Below are 20,021 nucleotides of genomic sequence, written 5' to 3' on the forward strand. Positions count from 1 at the left end.
GAGGTGAAAGACGTTGACCGGCTATCTGATTTCTACTAGTTATTGAATAAGGTAAACCTTCTAGCAAGGGGAGGGTCAAGGGGAAATCATGAATATCAGTGATGTTGCGAAAAAAACCGGTCTTAGTAGTAAAACCATTCGCTTTTATGAAGAGAAAGAACTTCTGACTACACCGCTACGTTCTGAAAATGGTTATCGTAGTTACGACGACCATCATGTCGAAGAGCTGACGCTGCTACGTCAGGCGCGCCAGGTTGGTTTTAATCTGGATGAATGCCGGGAATTGGTCACGCTATTTAACGATCCGCTGCGGCGAAGCGCGGATGTAAAAGCGCGTACGTTGCAGAAAGTGCAAGAAATTGAGATGCATATCGAAGAGTTGAAAACGATGCGTGAACAACTGCTGGCGTTAGCCGATCAGTGTCCAGGGGACGGGAGCGCGGAGTGTCCGATCATTAATAATCTCGCAGGCTGTTGTCAAAAAACAAACCGTGAGAAAGGGGAGCCGGACTCCCCTAAATAGTGTGTTCTGTTAGTGCTCAATCGGCCGTACACGTAGTGTGATGCCGTCAACGGCAATCACTTCAACCTGCGTGCCAGCAGGCAGATCCTGCTCTGATTTCACGCGCCAACTGCTATCACCGATGTTGACCCGGCCAAATCCGTTAGTCACTGGATCGGTCAGTGTAGCGCGCAGGCCAATCAACTGTTGTCCGCGTTGGTTGAGCGTTGAAGGTGGGCGTGACAGCGTTCGCTTACGCAGCCAATACCACCAGAGCAGCGCCGTAATGATCGTCATGATGGCGAAAATTGCCCCCTGCCATGGCCAGCCCAGCGGCATAACCCACGTTAGTAGCCCAACCAATACGGCCGATAAGCCGCTCCACAGCAGATAACCACTGGCACCTAGCATTTCGGCGGCTAAAAGCAGGCCGCCGAGCGACAGCCAGAACCAGTGTGCATTTTCCATCACCAGTTCAACGCCCATTATTGACCTCGGCTGTCTTTGCTATCTTTAATCAGTTCGGTGATCCCGCCAATAGCTCCCATTAGGTTGCTGGCTTCTAACGGCATCATGATCACTTTGCTGTTATTGGAAGAGCCGATCTGCTGCAAGGCATCGGTATATTTCTGGGCGACAAAGTAGTTAATCGCCTGAATGTTACCCGCCGCGATGGCCTCGGACACCATTTTGGTCGCCTGTGCTTCAGCTTCTGCCGCACGCTCACGCGCTTCCGCTTCAAGGAACGCGGACTGGCGTTGGCCTTCCGCCTTCAGAATTTGTGACTGCTTTTCCCCTTCGGCTTTTAGAATGGCCGCCTGACGTACCCCTTCTGCCTCCAGAATATCGGCACGCTTGTTACGTTCTGCTTTCATTTGCGCATTCATCGCGGCAATCAGTTCAGCAGGCGGGCGAACGTCGCGGATCTCAATACGCGTGATTTTAACGCCCCACGGGTTGGTGGCTTCATCAACGATGTGCAGCAGGCGGGTATTGATGCTGTCGCGCTGAGATAACATTTCGTCCAGCTCCATGGAACCCAGAACGGTACGGAAGTTGGTCATGGTGAGGTTGACGATAGCCTGTTCCAGATTACTGACTTCATAGGCCGCCCGCGCGGGATCGATCACCTGGATAAAGCAGACGGCATCAATCGCTACATTGGCGTTATCGCGTGAGATAATTTCCTGTGAGGGGATATCTAACACCTGTTCCATCATGTTGATTTTACGACCAACACGATCCATGAACGGCACGACCAGATTAAGCCCCGGCATCAGCGTTTTGGTATAGCGACCAAAACGTTCTACAGTCCATTGGTATCCCTGAGGTACGATTTTGATGCCTGACCAGACGATGATAAGTGCAACAAAGATCAAAACGGGAATGACGGTAAGCATATTCTAAAACCTCCAGGTTGTTTTATAGCAGTCGAAAGACGATTCAGTGAACAGTGTAACTCACTGAGTATGAAAGCGGGCAGGAAATACGCCCGCCAGTTAAGCGTGATCGGTGGGGGCGGGAGCTAAATATCCAGCTCGATGTCGCCTTGCGGCATACAGCAGCAGGGTAGAATTTCATCCTGTTGGATACAGGCTAGCGGGGGTTGACGGTACGCGACGTTGCCTTTTATCAGACGCAGCCGACAGGAACCGCAATAGCCAGACCGGCACTGATATTCAATGTTGACACGGTTGGATTCCAGCACATCCAGCAGGGAAGGGCCGTCGTCTGAACAGGAAAACTGCGCACCGGATGTGCGCAGCGTAATCGTTGGCTTGCTCATTGATTACAGTTGGAAATCGCTCAGGTCGTCATCGCTGATTTCTGAATCGATCTGACCGACCAGATAAGAGCTGACTTCGACTTCCTGCGGGGCGACTTGTACGTTATCGGATACCAGCCAGGCGTTGATCCACGGAATGGGGTTAGTACGCGTCTGGAATGGCAGCGGCAGACCTACTGCCTGCATACGGATGTTGGTGATGTATTCCACGTACTGGCACAGAATATCTTTGTTCAGACCAATCATCGAACCGTCACGGAACAGGTATTCCGCCCACTCTTTTTCTTGCTGGGCGGCGAGTACAAACAGGTCATAACACTCTTGCTGACACTCTTCGGCAATCTGCGCCATTTCAGGGTCGTCATGACCGGAACGCATCAGGTTCAGCATGTGCTGCGTGCCCGTCAGGTGCAGCGCTTCGTCACGAGCGATGAGCTTGATGATTTTGGCGTTACCTTCCATCAGTTCGCGTTCTGCAAAAGCAAATGAACAGGCGAAACTGACGTAGAAACGAATGGCTTCCAGCGCGTTAACGCTCATCAGACAGATATACAGTTGCTTTTTCAGCGCATGCAGGTTCACGGTCACACTCTTGCCGTTAACCTGATGTGTCCCTTCACCCAGCAGATGATAGTAGCTGGTCATCTCAATCAGCGAGTCGTAGTAACCTGAGATATCCTTGGCACGCTTCAAAATCTCTTCGTTCGTCACGATATCGTCAAACACCAGCGACGGATCGTTCACGATATTACGAATAATATGGGTGTAGGAACGCGAGTGAATGGTTTCCGAGAATGCCCAGGTTTCTACCCAGGTTTCCAGCTCAGGGATAGAAATCAGCGGCAGTAGCGCAACGTTTGGGCTACGTCCCTGAATTGAATCCAGCAGCGTCTGGTATTTCAGGTTGCTGATGAAGATGTGTTTTTCATGATCGGGTAATGCCTGATAGTCAATGCGATCGCGAGATACGTCAACTTCTTCCGGACGCCAGAAGAAAGACAGCTGTTTTTCGATCAGCTTTTCGAAAATTTCATATTTTTGCTGATCGAAACGTGCAACGTTAACTGACTGGCCGAAGAACATGGGTTCTAGCAACTGGTCATTTTTATTCTGTGAAAAAGTGGTATAGGCCATTAATCTCTCCAAAAAAATGCCGTGAGCATTTTTAACGCCGCTTGCGGCTGCGGGTAGGACGCCCGCGCTAAAAGGATAAAAGGCTGCATCGCAGCCTTTTATTATTGGCTTAAATCTTACACGCGCCGCCTTCGCAGCCGTCGTCCTGCGGTTCTGCCAGCAGGTCGTCTTGTACGTCTTCAGCGCCGTCACGGGTGTTTTGGTAATACAGCGTTTTAACGCCGAATTTGTAGGCCGTGACCAGATCTTTCAGCAACTGTTTCATCGGCACTCGACCTGACGGGAAGCGGGATGGATCGTAGTTGGTGTTGGAGGAGATCGCCTGATCGACAAATTTCTGCATCAGACCCACCAATTGCAGATATCCATCGTTATTTGGCATTTCCCACAGCAGTTCGTAGGCATCCTTCAGCGTTTCATACTCCGGTACCACTTGACGCAGAATACCGTCTTTGGACGCTTTGACGCTGATGTGGCCGCGCGGCGGTTCAATACCGTTGGTGGCGTTGGAGATCTGAGATGAGGTCTCAGACGGCATCAGTGCGGACAATGTGGAGTTACGCAAGCCGTATTCTTTGATGTCACTACGCAGCGCTTCCCAGTCGAGATGCAGCGGTTCGTTGCAAATCGCGTCCAGATCGCGCTTATAGGTGTCGATCGGTAAAATACCCTGTGAGTAGGTGGTTTCATTAAACCACGGGCAGGCACCTTGCTCGCGTGCCAGCACATTCGATGCCTTCAACAGATAGTATTGAATCGCTTCAAACGTTTTGTGCGTCAGGCTATTGGCGCTGCCATCGGAATAACGCACGCCATTTTTTGCCAGATAGTAAGCGAAGTTGATGACGCCAATACCTAATGTACGGCGACCCATTGCACCACGCTCTGCGGCCTTGATCGGGTAATCCTGATAATCCAGCAGGGCATCCAGCGCGCGCACGGCCAGCGTCGCCAGCTCTTCCAGATCGTCTAAGCTATTGATGGCACCGAGGTTAAACGCTGACAGCGTACACAGTGCAATTTCACCGTTTTCATCATTCACGTCGTTCAACGGCTTGGTCGGCAGCGCGATTTCCAGACACAGGTTGGACTGGCGAACCGGCGCAATCAGCGGATCGAACGGGCTGTGCGTGTTGCAATGGTCAACGTTCTGAATATAGATACGGCCCGTGGAAGCACGTTCCTGCATCATCAGGGAGAACAGCTCGCCTGCTTTGATACGCTGTTTGCGGATGCTGGCATCCTGCTCATATTGCACATACAGGCGTTCGAATTCATCCTGATCGGCGAAGAAGGCGTCGTACAATCCGGGTACGTCTGACGGGCTGAACAGCGTGATTTCCTCACCTTTTACCAGACGCTGATACATCAGTTTGTTCAACTGCACGCCGTAGTCGAGGTGACGAACGCGGTTGCCTTCGACACCACGGTTGTTTTTCAGCACCAGTAGGCTTTCTACTTCCAGATGCCACAGCGGATAGAACAGCGTGGCAGCCCCGCCGCGTACGCCGCCTTGGGAGCAGGATTTCACTGCTGTTTGGAAATGTTTATAGAAAGGGATGCAGCCGGTATGGAACGCTTCACCGCCGCGAATTGGGCTACCGAGCGCACGGATGCGGCCCGCGTTGATGCCGATACCGGCACGCTGGGAAACGTATTTCACGATGGCGCTGGACGTCGCGTTGATGGAATCCAGACTGTCGCCGCATTCGATCAGCACGCAGGAGCTGAACTGACGCGTTGGGGTACGCACGCCCGCCATAATCGGCGTCGGCAAAGAAATTTTGAACGTGGAGATCGCGTCATAAAAACGTTTAACGTAATCCAGACGCGTCTCACGTGGATAGCCGGAGAACAGGCAGGCGGCGACCAGAATGTACAGGAACTGGGCGCTTTCGTAGATATCACCGGTGACGCGGTTTTGTACCAGATATTTCCCTTCTAGCTGTTTCACCGCCGCATAAGAGAAATTCATGTCACGCCAGTGATCGATGAAAGCGTCCATCTGCGCGAACTCTTCGACGCTGTAGTCTTCCAGCAGGTGCTTGTCGTATTTACCCAGTTCTACCATGTTGGTGACGTGGGTCAGCAAGGCTGGCGGTTCAAACTGGCCGTAGGCTTTCTTGCGCAGATGGAAGATAGCCAGGCGAGCGGCCAGATATTGATAATCCGGGCTTTCGCGAGAGATCAGGTCGGCAGCGGCCTTGATGATGGTCTCATGGATATCAGAGGTTTTGATGCTGTCGTAAAACTGAATGTGGGAACGCAGTTCCACCTGAGAAACGGAGACATTGTGTAAACCTTCTGCGGCCCAAGCAATGACGCGGTGGATTTTATCCAAATTGATTTTTTCTTTACTGCCATCGCGTTTGGTAACGAGCAAGCTCTGGTTCATGTTGGGATTTACCTGTTGATGAAAATAAAAAAATATCCCCCGTTTATTCACAGAAATTCCTCTGTGACTAACTCTGTGGATAAATACTAGATATGGATATTTTTTGATAAATGGCTACTACATGGTGAGTATTCTAGTCTGGATTCGTTTGAGTACAAGGCTTGATTTTGGTGTTGATTTCAGGTTGCTGAAGCGTTGGTTTCTCGAAATCCTGATTTTGTAAGGGCTAAGAGGATGTCAATATTCTGTAAAAAAAATAAGTCGCGGCCATTTTATTGGTTTTTCAGATAAACCCAGAAAATTGCGCGGTGAAAAACCACGCAATTTTTAAGAACATTCTTAATTGTTTTATTTATCGTGCCGGGTATGTAGCATGTAGTTCACGTCGACGTTTGGACCGAGTTTAAAATGGTCCGTCAGCGGGTTGTAGTGCAACCCGGTGATATGCTTTTCACGCAGCGGCGTGCTGTCAACCCAGTGCATCAGCTCCGCCGGACGGATGAATTTCTTGATGTCATGCGTGCCGCGCGGCACCATTTTCAGGATATATTCTGCACCCACTATCAACTGTATCCACGCTTTCGCATTGCGGTTGATGGTGGAGAAAAACACGTGTCCGCCAGGCTTGACCAACTTAGCGCAAGCCTGTACGACGGATTGCGGATCGGGAACGTGCTCCAGCATCTCCATGCAGGTGACCACATCGTAAAGGCTCGGGTGAGCGTGTGCATGGGCTTCTACCGTTTCCTGCACGTAATCGACAGTGATACCGCTTTCCAGCGCATGTAAACGCGCAACGTCTAATGGCTCTGCGCCCATATCCAGCCCGGTGACGTCCGCGCCTTCACGCGCCATGCTCTCGGCCAAAATGCCGCCGCCGCAGCCGACATCCAACACTTTTTTGCCGAATAACCCTTCTGCATGCTGCGAAATATAGCCCAGACGCAGCGGATTAATGCGGTGTAATGGTTTAAATTCACCCTCTAAATCCCACCAGCGGGAGGCGATAGCCTCAAATTTGGCAATTTCCTGATGGTCAACGTTCGGAGTTTGATTTTCTACATTCATCTGTCATCACTGCCTTTCGTTATCTTCAACTGCCGCGAGTATACTCCCTTCGTGTCGCAACGTGCAGCGCTGTCCGTTTTCACTAAGGCATATCCGGGGAATAAACGACCATTGGGAAAACCGTCTGTTCAGGGCGGAAGGGAGTTTCCCCCGAAACGGCGGTTTGTGATATAATTTTTCACCTTTTGAACAGTTCACCTAATCTGAACGGTTCACTTTTCTGAACACGGGTAGATGCCTAAATAGAGGGATAGCGGCTCCATGAGCGACCTTGCCAGAGAAATCACACCGGTCAACATTGAAGAAGAGCTTAAAAACTCGTATCTGGATTATGCGATGTCCGTTATTGTCGGGCGTGCATTACCAGATGTTCGTGATGGACTGAAACCGGTACACCGCCGCGTACTGTATGCGATGAGCGTACTGGGTAACGACTGGAACAAACCGTATAAAAAATCCGCCCGTGTCGTCGGGGATGTCATCGGTAAATACCACCCACACGGCGACTCTGCCGTTTATGAAACCATCGTGCGTATGGCGCAGCCTTTTTCACTGCGCTACATGCTGGTTGATGGTCAGGGCAACTTCGGTTCGATTGACGGCGACTCCGCGGCGGCAATGCGTTATACCGAAATTCGCATGTCGAGAATTGCTCATGAACTGCTGGCCGATCTCGAAAAAGAGACGGTCGATTTTGTGCCGAACTATGACGGCACCGAGCAGATTCCTGACGTCATGCCAACGCGTATTCCCAACCTGCTGGTTAACGGTTCTTCCGGTATTGCCGTCGGGATGGCAACGAACATTCCACCGCACAACCTGACAGAAGTCGTGAACGGCTGTCTGGCGTATATCGACGATGAAAACATTAGCCTTGAAGGGCTGATGGAACACATCAACGGCCCGGATTTCCCGACGGCGGCGATCATTAATGGCCGACGCGGCATTGAAGAAGCCTATCGCACCGGGCGCGGTAAAATTTACATCCGCGCGCGTGCCGAAGTGGAAGCGGACGCGAAAACCGGACGTGAAACCATTATCGTGCATGAAATTCCGTATCAGGTGAATAAAGCTCGCCTGATCGAGAAAATTGCCGAGCTGGTTAAAGACAAACGTATCGACGGCATTAGCGCACTGCGTGACGAATCCGATAAAGACGGTATGCGTATCGTTATCGAGATTAAGCGTGACGCCGTGGGCGAAGTGGTACTGAATAACCTGTATTCCCAGACGCAGCTTCAGACGTCATTCGGCATCAACATGGTAGCCCTGCATCAGGGCCAGCCGAAGATCATGCCGCTGAAAGATATTCTGGTTGCGTTTGTGCGCCACCGCCGCGAAGTGGTGACGCGTCGTACCATTTTTGAACTGCGTAAAGCCCGTGACCGTGCTCATATCCTGGAAGGTCTGGCGATTGCACTGGCGAACATCGATCCGATTATCGAACTGATTCGCCGTGCGGCGTCACCTGCTGAAGCGAAAGCGTCACTGATTGCTCAAGCATGGGAACTGGGCAGCGTGGCTACCATGTTGGAACGTGCGGGCGATGATGCTGCGCGTCCAGAGTGGCTGGAGCCAGAGTTCGGTATCCGTGACGGTCACTATTCCCTGACGGAACCGCAGGCGCAGGCGATTCTGGATCTGCGTTTGCAGAAACTGACCGGCATGGAACACGAAAAGCTGCTGGATGAATATAAAGCGCTGCTGGCGGAGATCGCCGAGCTGCTTTATATCCTCAATAGCCCTGAGCGCCTGATGGAAGTCATCCGCGAAGAACTGGAAGCGATCAAAACGCAATACAGCGACGAACGTCGTACGGAAATCACGGCGAACACCGCTGACATCAACATCGAAGATCTGATCAACCAGGAAGATGTTGTCGTTACGCTGTCTCATCAGGGTTACGTGAAGTATCAGCCACTGAGCGACTATGAAGCCCAGCGTCGCGGTGGTCGTGGTAAGTCTGCTGCACGTATAAAAGAAGAAGACTTTATCGATCGTCTGCTGGTGGCCAACACCCACGACACGATTCTGTGCTTCTCCAGCCGTGGTCGCTTGTACTGGATGAAGGTGTACCAGCTTCCAGAAGCCAGCCGTGGTGCGCGCGGTCGTCCGATCGTTAACCTGCTACCGCTTGAACCGAATGAGCGTATTACGGCGATTCTGCCAGTGCGTGAATACGAAGAAGGCCGCCATATCTTCATGGCAACCGCCAGCGGTACGGTGAAGAAAACGGCGTTAACGGAATTCAGTCGTCCGCGCAGCGCGGGGATCATCGCGGTGAACCTGAATGAAGGTGACGAACTGATTGGCGTTGACCTGACTGATGGCAGTGATGAAGCGATGCTGTTCTCTGCGGAAGGTAAAGTGGTTCGTTTCTCTGAGCAGGCGGTGCGTTCGATGGGGCGTACGGCAACGGGCGTCCGTGGTATCAACCTGCAAGGCGAAGATCGCGTCGTTTCGCTGATCATTCCTCGTGGCGAAGGCGATATCCTGACCGTCACACAAAATGGCTTTGGTAAGCGTACTGCGGTGAGTGAGTACCCAACCAAGTCGCGTGCGACGAAAGGGGTTATCTCTATCAAGGTCAGCGAACGTAACGGTAAAGTGGTTGGTGCGGTTCAGGTTGATGCCGCAGACCAGATCATGATGATCACCGATGCGGGAACACTGGTGCGTACACGCGTGTCTGAAGTCAGTATCGTTGGCCGTAACACACAGGGTGTGACGCTGATTCGTACGGCGGAAGATGAACATGTTGTCGGCCTGCAACGTGTTGCCGAACCGGTAGAAGATGAAGAGTTGGATGGCGTGGTAAAAGTTGAAGGCGAAATTGCCGAAGACGATGATGCTATCGACGACATTGATGGCGATGATGATATCGCTGAAGATGACGAGTAAGCCTTTTCCTTAAACCGGAATGAGCCGAGTAAGCCAGCGCGATGCGCTGGCTTTTTTTATCGACACTCGGTAGTGTATCGGCAAACGGGTTCTTCCATCATTCAACGGCATTCACTTGAAATATCTCGCCTCATTCCATACCACATTAAAAGTCTCCCGCTATTTGTTCCGGGTTTTGGCGATCATGCTATGGGTGTTGGGCGCGCTAATCTCTGTTTTCTATATAACTAAAGTATTGAATGAAAAAGAGTCGGAGCTGCGTCAGGAATATAATCTTAGCTTTGATCAGTCGCAGGGATACATCCGCCATGCTGCGGATATTGTGCGCGAACTTCAGTATCTGGCGGCAAACCGTTTGGTGCTGGCGAGAGAAAGAGCGGAACCGACAACGGAAGGGGGGCCGGGTGTCTCTGTTTATGCGCTTACGCCCGGTGCAAGCTGTCCCACGCAATATGGCGGGAATGCAGCGCTGCTCTCATTGAGTCATTTTTTCAATGGCTGGCAGGATAACTTCTCTGCTGTCTACGATCTTAATCGGGTCTTTTTTGTCGGCGGCGATCGGCGCTGTATGGTTGATTTCGGCATTCGTAACCAGTCGCTTGACCGTGATAACTTGCTTAAAAATGTGCAGGATCGGTTTCAGGATCAGAAGACAAATCGAACCCAAACCGGGCGTGATGAGACGCTCTATTGGATTACCCCTGCGTCCATTCCCGATGTCGGCTATTTATATGCACTGACGCCGATCTATGTAGATAACAAGCTGGAAGTCATCATGGGCATTGAGCAGACGATTCGTCTGGATGACTTGGTCACCGCCAGCCAATTTCCGCTCAATGCTAAACTGTTGGATCAATATAATCAGGTCGTTTTACAGTTTTCCGATGACAAAGGGCTCTCCGCTTCCTCGGTAGAAGGCTATCCCTCCGCTCATAACTATTTTGGTTATGCGAATGGTTATGATGAACTCATTCTGAAGAAGGCGCTGCCGCCGACTTCGTTCAGTATTGTGTACTCGTTGCCGCTGAAGGTGCTGTTGTCCCATATCAGTGCATTGATGATCAATATGCTCGTGCTGAATATGCTCTCGGCAATGCTATTGTTTGTGTTGGCGCTGGTGTTTGAGCGAAAAATGCTATTGCCTGCGGAAGTGAATGCCTTTCAACTGGAAGAGAACGAGCAATTCAACCGCAAGATCGTGGCGTCGGCACCGGTAGGCATTTGTATTCTGCGTATTAGTGACGGTACAAATATCCTCAGTAACGAACTGGCGCACAACTACCTCAATTTACTTACCCACGAAGACAGGCTGCGAATTACCCGCATTATTTGCGAACAGCAGTCTAAGTTTGTGGATGTGATGACCAGCCGTAACCACCACCTGCAAATCAGCTTTGTCCATTCGCGCTACCGCAACGAAAATGTGGCGATTTGTGTGCTGCTGGACGTTAGCGCGCGCGTCAAAATGGAAGAGTCGCTACAGGAAATGGCGAATGCCGCCGAGCAGGCAAGCCAGTCTAAATCGATGTTCCTTGCCACCGTCAGCCATGAATTGCGCACGCCGCTTTATGGCATTATTGGCAATCTTGATCTGCTGCAAACCAAGTCGCTGCCGCAGGATGCCAACCGTCTGGTTGTGGCGATGAACAACTCTTCCTCACTGCTGCTGAAAATCATCAGCGATATTCTCGATTTCTCCAAGATTGAGTCGGAGCAGTTGAAGATAGAGCCTTGTGAATTTGCACCGCATGAAGTGATCAGCCACATCGCCAGTAACTATCTCCCACTGGTGGTCAAAAAACGCCTGATGCTGTACTGCTTTATCGATCCCAATGTACCCGTCAGCCTGTTTGGCGATCCTGTGCGTTTACAGCAGGTGCTGTCTAACCTGTTGAGTAACGCTATCAAGTTTACGGATACGGGATGCATCATTTTTGAAGTTGGCTGCCGCGATGGTTATCTGGAATTTGTGGTGCGTGATACCGGTGTGGGTATTCAACCGCGTGAGGCAGTGAAGTTGTTTGATCCGTTCTTCCAGGCGGGGAGTGGTGTACAGCGCCATTTTCAGGGCACAGGGTTAGGGTTGGCAATTTGTGAAAAGCTGGTCAATCTGATGGATGGCGACATTACTATCGAGTCGGAACCCGGGCTTGGTAGCCTGTTTGGCGTCAGGATCCCGTTGTATAAAGCGCATTATGCTCCCGTGGCGATCAACGCCAGCCTGCAAGGGAAAACATGCTGGTTGAGCGTGCGCAATGCCCGACTTGAGGCGTATCTACTGACGTTGTTGCAGAACCAGGGCGTGCAGGCTGTGCGTTACCAAAATCAAACGGTATCGCCTGATGATGTCATGATTAGTGATTACACCCCGCGAGAGGATGTTACTGTTCGGGCACATATTATGATCAGCGGTGCACATAACGGGTCGGCACAGAAAGTGAGTGAGGGGCATTGGGTACAAGGGACATCGACACCTCAACACCTGCCAGATTTGCTGGAGAAAATCTATCGCTCAGAAAGTGAAGACAATACTCGTGAGGATATTTCGCCGCCGCTGGCGCACTATGAGCGGGTTGAGAATGGCGACATTATGATTCTGGTCGTTGATGATCATCCTATCAATCGCCGATTGCTGGCGGATCAGTTGGGTTCTCTGGGTTATCAGGCGATGACGGCCAATGACGGCGTAGATGGGTTGAGTGTATTGAGTAAGAACCACATTGATATCGTGCTGACGGATGTCAACATGCCGAATATGGATGGTTATTTATTCACCCAGCGCATGCGGGAGCAGGGGCTACGTTTCCCAGTCATTGGCGTGACGGCGAATGCGTTGGCAGAGGAAAGAGAACGCTGCCTTGGGGCAGGGATGGATCACTGTTTGTCAAAACCGGTGACGCTGGATACGTTGCAGCAGGCGCTGGCGTATTACAGTAATGTGGTACGTCAGGTGAGAACAGCCGAGAAGTGACCTGCACCAGCGCGGTTGCTGATGCAGGGAGCAAAATTTAGTCGACCTGCGTTGTGCCGCCGTTAACGGAGGACAGGTAGTTGAGCAGGGCAATATCGTTCTCGACGCCCAGCTTCGTCATGGCTGATTTCTTCTGGCTACTGATCGTTTTGATACTGCGATTCAGTTTTTTGGCGATTTCGGTGACCAAAAAACCTTCTGCAAACAAGCGTAGCACTTCACTTTCTTTTGGTGATAGGCGCTTATCGCCGTAGCCACTGGCACTGATTTTCTCCAGCACTTTGGATACGCTGTCCGGCGTGAATTTCTTTCCTTTTTGCAGTGCTGCTAGCGCTTTGGGTAAATCGGTCGGCGCGCCCTGTTTCAGTACGATGCCTTCGATATCCAGATCCAATACCGCACTCAGAATCGCCGGATTATTGTTCATGGTGAGAACAATGATAGAGAGATGAGGAAAGTGACGCTTAATATATTTAATGAGGGTGATACCATCGCCGTATTTATCGCCTGGCATGGATAAATCGGTGATTAAAACGTTAGCATCCAGCTTGGGCAGATTATTGATCAGCGCTGTTGAGTCTTCAAATTCGCCAACCACATTGACCCATTCAATTTGCTCAAGCGATTTTTTGATGCCAAAAAGGACAATAGGATGGTCGTCGGCAATAATTACGTTTAGGTTACTCATCGTTTTGGTTACTCATCTTGTTGGCTACCTTGCTGCCCTTTAGGTTCGCTTGGGGATAGTAATGCACTGACAAACCGTTCAATTTCATGAAGGTTAGTCTCAATCTGTATACTATCGTGCGCGGTAATATGCTGTTCAAGCTGTTCACACAACTGTTTGCCAGGGTGAAGATTCAGCATAGCAAACACGCCTTTCAGCCGGTGCGCCGTCTGCGAAAGTGACGGGAAATCGCCTGCTTCCACTTCAGTATACAGCCTCTTTAAATCATCCGGTACTGTCTCCACGAACAGCGAATAATAGTCGCTTGACGCCAATTGTGCGGCGTAAAATTCGACACCGTTCTGTTCTCCTTCCTGCGTCACATCGGGTGGTGTTTCCAGTTGCAGTTCAATCAGCTTAAGCAATGCCTCCAGCAGGAGGTGGCTGATATTGTAGTTCACCCGCAAACGGCGCGGGCCCAAAGGCGTTAACGTGTCATCGTCATGACTCAACAGCAGCGTATAATCTGCTTTTTTCTCTGGGTCATCGGTAATAAAAATATCGGCTTCCTGCGTAATCTGGCGTTCATCGCTGATCAGATAATTCGCTCCCCAGCCAGCCAGCATATTACCGACAATATTCTGCACTTCATCAGACGTCACATCCAGCAGAACGGTAATACCATCCAGCAGTTTTTCGTCCTCAACGGGCAGCGCTTCCGGTTCCAGTTTTAACGTCAGAATATAGTGTGTGCCTAGCCCAGATTTACTGTTGATGGCTAACGCACCGCCCAGTCTATTACAGAGTTGATTGCACAAAAATAAGGTCAATCCTGAATTTTGTCCGAAACGGTCGGAGGTGGCAGGATGAAGGAAAGGATGCCGAATGTTTTCCTGTTCTTTGCCTGAAATATGTGTTCCGGTATCGCTGACCTGAATAACCAGCTTGTCCGGTTCATTATTTTTTCTGTCAACCGATACCGTAATTTTTCCGTAATCCGTATTGGTCACTGAATAATTTAGCAGCAGTGCCAGCATTTTTTTCAACAGCTCGGCATCACCTACATAAGTTTGATTACTATCCAGATGATAATGATGGAATAGGGTTAACCCTTTTTGATTCAATCGTGGCAGCAGCTCAAGGAGAACATTATCGATAAGCGCTAACGGTGAAAAACTGGCGTTGACCACCGTCCATTCCCGCGCCTCCAGCTTTTCATGCAGGGCGATATTTTCCAGCAGCTCGATCGCGCAGTGGGTATCTGCTGTTAGTTGATCCAGCGTCTGTGCTTGTATGACCGCCGTATCACTGTGGCGTATCGCATGAATATGTTGTTGCAGTGAGATCAACGGTTGTTTGAATTCGCTGAGCAGGTTTTGGAATAGGCGTTTTCTGGCATGAATATTCTTTTCGTATTCACGTTGGGCGAGCAGTAATTTCCGCTGTACCAAAATCTCTTTATCCTGTTCGCGCAGCAGGAAGAGGCAATAATCTGGCGAATATTGGCTACGAATTTGGCGGATTTCATACATTTCATTATTAATGGTGACCTGAATAACGCCCTGATGTTCGTCAGCCATATTGGTGATTTTTTGCAGGCTCAGGTGAGGAAGCAGATGTTCTGCACGCTCATTTTGTATAATGATCTTGTTGCTGCTGAAATCATAAACCAACACGCCCATCGGGATTTCCCCCGTGGTTTCGCGGTAAATATCCAGCTTATTTTCCAACTGACGGGATACGTCTTCACTGGGGTGTGCATACCCCCGCCGGAAAAGATAAAAACCGATAACGGACAAACTCAGCAGAACCAGGTTCAGCAGCAGAAACCAGATGTTATTACGCAGTACATCAATAATCAGCGCTTTCACGGGCACCTGAAAAACGATTTTTAGCGGTGCATTAACGGGTGTGGCGGAGATTTCAAGATTAGAGCCATGAAGCTGCACATCAGCTGCGCCTTCGCCATTATTGCTGCTGTCAATATTGCTGGTCGCCGGTGTATCTGGCTTCAGCATAAGATGCTCGCGCAGGATCGTGTCCGGAATTAAATCGTTAATTGGCAAATCGAATGCCAGAATCGTTGCCAGATGGCCCGGCTGATTGAATGTGGTGCGTAGCGTAAAATAGTAGTCGTTATAGAAGCGTAATTTACGCAACGGGGAAAAGCTTTCGCGTTCGTCTAATATATTCGCCTGTTGCAGCATTTCCGTCCGGCGGGCTTCGGCGATGACGGTAATATAATTGCCGCGGAACTGTGAAGAGATATCTTTCAGCGTTTGCGTGGAAATCATCGTCAGGCTATTGTCGATACCATTCAGATAATACAGGGAATAGACGTTATTCTCTGCTCCCCAGAGAATATCGAGATAGCGTGATATCCGACGAACCGACGTCAGCGTTTCTTTATCGTGTTGCCCAAAAATCAACGCATCCGTTTTCTGACCGTTTTTTTCTACATAGAAAACATTGGGCATTAAATTAATCGCACTAATGTTGGCGTCACTGGCGGATGGTTCACTGTTCAAACTGCCGTAAATTTGATAAGTGAAAAAACGATAAGTATCGATGCGTTTCTGTATACCCTGAGCAATGGTCGTCAGTGCATGTTTTTTATCCGCCAGCAAATTGTTGATGTAGCTATAGCTAAACGTTCCGGTAATCAGGAGCGATAACACCGTAAGGAGGGAAAAATAACGCAAGATCGTGACTGGCATCAATTAACGCTCCTGATTAGCGGATGACTGCTCGTGCACTGGCGCTGACGGCCAGCAACAGCAGTGCGACAAACCCGAATGCGGTAGCCAAATTGCTGAGTTGTGCAATAAAGCCGAGAATGGTTGGGCCAATCAGAATGCCCGCATAGCCTACTGTGGTAATGGAGGCGATGGCCAAATTGGGTGGCATGATCTTTTGATTTCCCGCCGCACTGAAGAGGATTGGAACCACATTGGATGCGCCGATCCCCACCATCACGAAGCCAATAATGGCGGTCACTGCATTATCAATACTGATTGTTAACAGCAGACCGAGTGCGGCACAGAGGCTGCCGCCAGTAAGAATCGCGTAGCGCCCAAGCGCATTAACAATGCGATCGCCATTTAGTCTGCCTAGCGTCATCGCGACGGAAAATGCCGCATAGCCCATACCCGCCTGTGCGCCACTCAGGTTGCGCTCAACGGTTAGAAAAAGGGCGCTCCAATCCAGTATCGAACCTTCGGCGAGGAACATGATGAAGCACAGTGAACCAATAAACATCACCCAGCCGCGTGGGATTACAAACAGCGGACCGCCTTCATTTTGGTTTGTGGTGCGTAGCAGGTGCTTGTGCGCCGCTGCCATGAATATCAGCACCAACGCAACAATAGTCAGTATTGCCATTAACGGGGACAGGCCAAGCCACAATAGAGCGCTGACGCCACCAGCACCGGCAATCCCTCCGATGCTAAAGAAACCATGAAAACCGGACATCATCGCTCGGCCGCTGGCGCGTTCTACGATGACGGCCTGAATATTCATCGCGACATCGATCATACCTATAGACGCGCCAAAAAAGAGCAGCACGATTGCCATCAACGTCAGCGTTCCTGCTTGCGTCAGGGCGGGCAATATCAGACAAAGTAGCGCACTTGCCAGCAAAATAACGCTACGGCATCCCCATTTACTGGTGAGTAAACCGGTGAGCGGCATGGCCAATAGTGAACCAATGCCCAGAGAAAGTAACAACATCCCGAGAGAGGCATCACTGATAGCCAGTCGCGCTTTAACAAAGGGCACCAGTGGTGCCCAGGAAGCCATAGCAAAACCTGCAACAAAGAAAGCGATGCGCGTGGCCGCCTGTGCTTTTTTGCCTGGCAGATTCTGATTAATGTTTAACGAGTTGGAATGCAGTGTCGTACTCATCCTGAACGAGGCTATCCGGTATACGTAACAAGGGTCTATTTTTACCATAATTAGCGGCCTGAATGGAAAGAATCCTGCTGCCCATCAAGCCTATAATTGACAACCCGCTTTGCTGGCTATTCCCTCTCATACTCCTTTAGTTGCTTTTGGCTTGCAGATCATATGTGGCACGGGCTTGCTCGATGGTTTCAAGGTTTTGCTCAGCCCAGACCCACACGCCACAGAACGCCGCTCCAAGCCCAAGACCGAGATCCGTCAGGCGGTACTCCACTTTTGGGGGAATGACGGGATGTACGGTGCGGATTACCAGCCCTTCGCGTTCCATCTCGCGCAGAGTTTGCGTCAGCATTTTCTGGCTGATCCCGACCACTTTCTTTGCCAATTGTGTGAAGCGTAATTCTCCGTTTTCAGCCAAAACCTCAAGGATCAACATTGTCCATTTGTCCGCAACTCGGCCGATCACTTCATTAACCAATGCTTCTACGCGTGGGTCCTGTGTCGTTGATGAAAGCTTTCTCTGGACTTCTGCGTGTTTAACGAAGTCGATGCTCATAGGCCACTCTCTTTCTTTTGGGTAATCGTGATCATTATGGTGCTTTTCCTTCCCGAAGTTTGCGTCTGGCGGTGTTGAGAGTCAAGTATCGACGTTCCTCAAAGTACGTATCATCTATGCTTACTTTTTGGTGAGTATTGTACTTTATGGTGCCTACTTCCAAAAAGTTTGTAAGGTGCATATTCTTTGAAGCCTACCCACGTTCCGGTAGAAAAGTGCGTCAGGCATGGGGGCGAAACCTCTGTTTCTTTGTACTGTGACGTTGTTCCCTATTGCGCACGAATACTGTCGGAAGGTGGGCATCGACTATGCGGCTGCATAGTTCCTGAATTTAAGCGAGAAGGCGAAGCTAATCATGCAAACGGCAAATAACACAATACTCATTACGGGAGGCGGTTCCGGCATTGGTCGCGAGCTGGCACTGCGTTTCAACGATCTTGGCAACACGGTCATTGTGACGGGTCGACGAGCTTCTCTCCTGCATGAGACGATCCATGGACGGGAAAATATGTACGCGTTCGAATTAGATATCGACGATCCAAAGGCTATCAATGCGTTTGCACAGCGGATCGTGAAGGAATATCCATCCCTCAACGTCCTGATGAATAATGCGGGCATCATGCGTTACGACGATCTGAGTACTGGAAGCGATCTGTGCGATGCACAGGCGCAGATTACGACAAACGTGCTTGGGCCTATCCGCCTCACTAACGCCCTTGTCGATCACCTGAAGAGCCAGCAGCATGCTGCGATCGTCAATGTATCTTCCGGTCTGGCTTTCGTTCCGCGTGCTGATGCGGCGGTTTATAGCGCGACTAAGGCTGCGGTTCACTTCTACACGGTGTCATTGCGTCATCAGCTTGCGGACCAGGTAGAAGTCATCGAGCTTGTGCCACCAGGTATCCAAACTGAGCTCACGCCGGGGCAGTCGGATCGCGAAAATTATATTCCCCTGAACGCATACATCGATGAAGTTATGACTCTGTTTTGCCAGCAACCGACGCCAAGCGAGATCGTTGTGGAACGCGCTCAACGGCAACGCCAGGCTGAGCGGGAAGGGCGCTTCGAACAGGTGTTTGATTTGCTCAACGTGCAGGCAGTTAAGCAACTGCGTTAAGGGTAAATAAGCCGTACCCATAAAGGCGGTATCACTTTCTGCCGCAATCTCAAATCAACACTGAAGGGTTTCGTTATGTCTACACAAGATTTCAACAACCCCATTCGTTCTGATGAGACTCGCCTTTCCAGACGCAAGATCCTGACGGCTGCTGCTATAGCCGTGCCTGCCGCATTGATTCTTGGTTCGGCGAGTGGTGTAGCTGCCGCGGCGCAATCTAATGCTACCACTAACAAATCGGCGCTGGTGACGGGTTCATCACGAGGAATTGGCGCGGCAATTGCGAAGCGACTGGCTCAGGATGGATATGCGGTGACCGTTAATTATCTTAACAATCGTGAACTCGCGGCTGGGGTTGTGCGTGACATTGAGTCTGCGGGCGGAAAAGCTATTTTCGAGCAAGCTGATGTCAGTGACGCCAAGGCTGTGCGGCGTCTTTTTGACAAACACCGTGAAGCGTTCGGTCAGGTGGATATCGTTGTCGCGAATGCGGGAATCCAAAGGCTAGGGGCGTTCGCCGATATGAGTGACGACGACTATGTCAGGTTGATCGACGTCAACATGAAAGGTGTTTTCCACACGCTGCGTGAGGGCGCAAGGCAGGTCTCTGATGGCGGACGCATCATTGCTCTTTCATCAGGGACTACCACTATGCGCCCGCCCACTTACGGTCCATATGCTGCCAGCAAAGCAGCCGTGGAAGTGTTCGTCAACATCCTTGCGAAGGAACTGGCTGGACGGATGATTTCCGTCAATGCGGTGGCACCAGGTACCACGAATACGTCTCTTTTTACCGACGGTAAGACGCCAGAACAGATCGCGGGTTTTGCCCGGCAGACACCGTACAAACGACTTGGGGAACCGGAAGACATTGCTAACGTCGTCTCAATCCTTGCTGGAGGCCGCGGAGGCTGGATCAATGGCCAGGTGGTGAATGCCAACGGCGGTCTGGTCTAGGGTCATCCCTGTCAATACGTCGATGTGTCCCGCAGAGAGGGGCTTGTCGACGCAAGCTATGTGCTAC

At 50.6% G+C, this 20,021-nt stretch carries 15 protein-coding genes; 5 read left to right on the plus strand and 10 right to left on the minus strand.

Translation table 11 applies throughout. From position 1 onward, the window contains the following. The first annotated feature begins 88 nt into the window (after window positions 1-88). Window positions 89-523: a Cu(I)-responsive transcriptional regulator gene (gene cueR / locus AACH44_RS05440; protein WP_261848149.1), complete on the plus strand. Its 435-nt coding sequence runs from the start codon at window positions 89-91 to the stop codon at window positions 521-523. Between the two features lie 9 nt (window positions 524-532). On the opposite strand, the gene AACH44_RS05445 is transcribed toward cueR, so the two are convergent. The 6 genes from AACH44_RS05445 to ubiG all read right to left on the minus strand — a co-directional run bounded on the left by AACH44_RS05445 (window position 533) and on the right by ubiG (window position 6,885). Next, window positions 533-988 (minus strand): NfeD family protein, encoded by a 456-nt coding sequence (locus AACH44_RS05445; RefSeq protein WP_261848150.1) that lies wholly within the window; start codon window positions 986-988, stop codon window positions 533-535. After that, window positions 988-1,902 (minus strand): SPFH domain-containing protein, encoded by a 915-nt coding sequence (locus AACH44_RS05450; protein WP_258884503.1) that lies wholly within the window; start codon window positions 1,900-1,902, stop codon window positions 988-990. Before AACH44_RS05450 ends, AACH44_RS05445 begins: the two co-directional genes overlap by 1 nt. Window positions 1,903-2,027: 125 nt before the next feature. Beyond that, on the minus strand, window positions 2,028-2,288 hold the full coding sequence (gene yfaE, locus AACH44_RS05455) for a class I ribonucleotide reductase maintenance protein YfaE (protein WP_261848151.1): 261 nt from the start codon (window positions 2,286-2,288) through the stop codon (window positions 2,028-2,030). Window positions 2,289-2,291: 3 nt separating this feature from the next. Next, window positions 2,292-3,422: a class Ia ribonucleoside-diphosphate reductase subunit beta gene (gene nrdB, locus AACH44_RS05460; RefSeq protein ID WP_261848152.1), complete on the minus strand. Its 1,131-nt coding sequence runs from the start codon at window positions 3,420-3,422 to the stop codon at window positions 2,292-2,294. 109 nt (window positions 3,423-3,531) lie between these two features. After that, window positions 3,532-5,817, minus strand: a complete 2,286-nt coding sequence (nrdA, locus tag AACH44_RS05465; protein WP_261848153.1) for a class 1a ribonucleoside-diphosphate reductase subunit alpha — start codon at window positions 5,815-5,817, stop codon at window positions 3,532-3,534. Between the two features lie 348 nt (window positions 5,818-6,165). Next, window positions 6,166-6,885, minus strand: coding sequence for a bifunctional 2-polyprenyl-6-hydroxyphenol methylase/3-demethylubiquinol 3-O-methyltransferase UbiG (ubiG, locus tag AACH44_RS05470; RefSeq protein ID WP_261848154.1), 720 nt, complete (start codon window positions 6,883-6,885; stop codon window positions 6,166-6,168). Between the two features lie 261 nt (window positions 6,886-7,146). Between ubiG and gyrA the strand changes: the two genes are divergently transcribed. Both gyrA and rcsC read left to right on the plus strand, forming a co-directional pair. Further along, window positions 7,147-9,786, plus strand: a complete 2,640-nt coding sequence (gyrA, locus tag AACH44_RS05475; RefSeq protein ID WP_261848155.1) for a DNA topoisomerase (ATP-hydrolyzing) subunit A — start codon at window positions 7,147-7,149, stop codon at window positions 9,784-9,786. A gap of 115 nt (window positions 9,787-9,901) precedes the next feature. Beyond that, the gene (gene rcsC / locus AACH44_RS05480) at window positions 9,902-12,757 is read left to right on the plus strand and encodes a two-component system sensor histidine kinase RcsC (RefSeq protein WP_261848156.1); all 2,856 of its coding nucleotides are present in this window, start codon (window positions 9,902-9,904) and stop codon (window positions 12,755-12,757) included. Window positions 12,758-12,794: 37 nt separating this feature from the next. On the opposite strand, the gene rcsB is transcribed toward rcsC, so the two are convergent. The 4 genes from rcsB to AACH44_RS05500 all read right to left on the minus strand — a co-directional run bounded on the left by rcsB (window position 12,795) and on the right by AACH44_RS05500 (window position 17,880). After that, window positions 12,795-13,445: a response regulator transcription factor RcsB gene (gene rcsB, locus AACH44_RS05485; RefSeq protein ID WP_261848157.1), complete on the minus strand. Its 651-nt coding sequence runs from the start codon at window positions 13,443-13,445 to the stop codon at window positions 12,795-12,797. 8 nt (window positions 13,446-13,453) lie between these two features. Continuing rightward, window positions 13,454-16,141: a phosphotransferase RcsD gene (rcsD, locus tag AACH44_RS05490; RefSeq protein WP_261848158.1), complete on the minus strand. Its 2,688-nt coding sequence runs from the start codon at window positions 16,139-16,141 to the stop codon at window positions 13,454-13,456. Between the two features lie 16 nt (window positions 16,142-16,157). Continuing rightward, window positions 16,158-17,327 (minus strand): MFS transporter, encoded by a 1,170-nt coding sequence (locus AACH44_RS05495; protein ID WP_261848159.1) that lies wholly within the window; start codon window positions 17,325-17,327, stop codon window positions 16,158-16,160. Between the two features lie 136 nt (window positions 17,328-17,463). Then, complete coding sequence (locus tag AACH44_RS05500; RefSeq protein WP_261848160.1) at window positions 17,464-17,880, minus strand: winged helix-turn-helix transcriptional regulator; 417 nt, start codon at window positions 17,878-17,880, stop codon at window positions 17,464-17,466. Between the two features lie 355 nt (window positions 17,881-18,235). Between AACH44_RS05500 and AACH44_RS05505 the strand changes: the two genes are divergently transcribed. Both AACH44_RS05505 and AACH44_RS05510 read left to right on the plus strand, forming a co-directional pair. Next, window positions 18,236-18,997 carry an SDR family oxidoreductase gene (locus AACH44_RS05505; RefSeq protein ID WP_261848161.1) on the plus strand — a complete coding sequence of 254 codons (762 nt, stop codon included), beginning with the start codon at window positions 18,236-18,238 and terminating at the stop codon, window positions 18,995-18,997. 75 nt (window positions 18,998-19,072) lie between these two features. After that, entirely contained in the window at window positions 19,073-19,954 is an 882-nt protein-coding gene (locus AACH44_RS05510) for an SDR family oxidoreductase (protein ID WP_261848162.1), read from the plus strand. Window positions 19,955-20,021 lie beyond the last annotated feature (67 nt).

The organism is Pectobacterium araliae (genome assembly GCF_037076465.1).
GTDB classification, from domain to species: Bacteria; Pseudomonadota; Gammaproteobacteria; order Enterobacterales; family Enterobacteriaceae; genus Pectobacterium; species Pectobacterium araliae.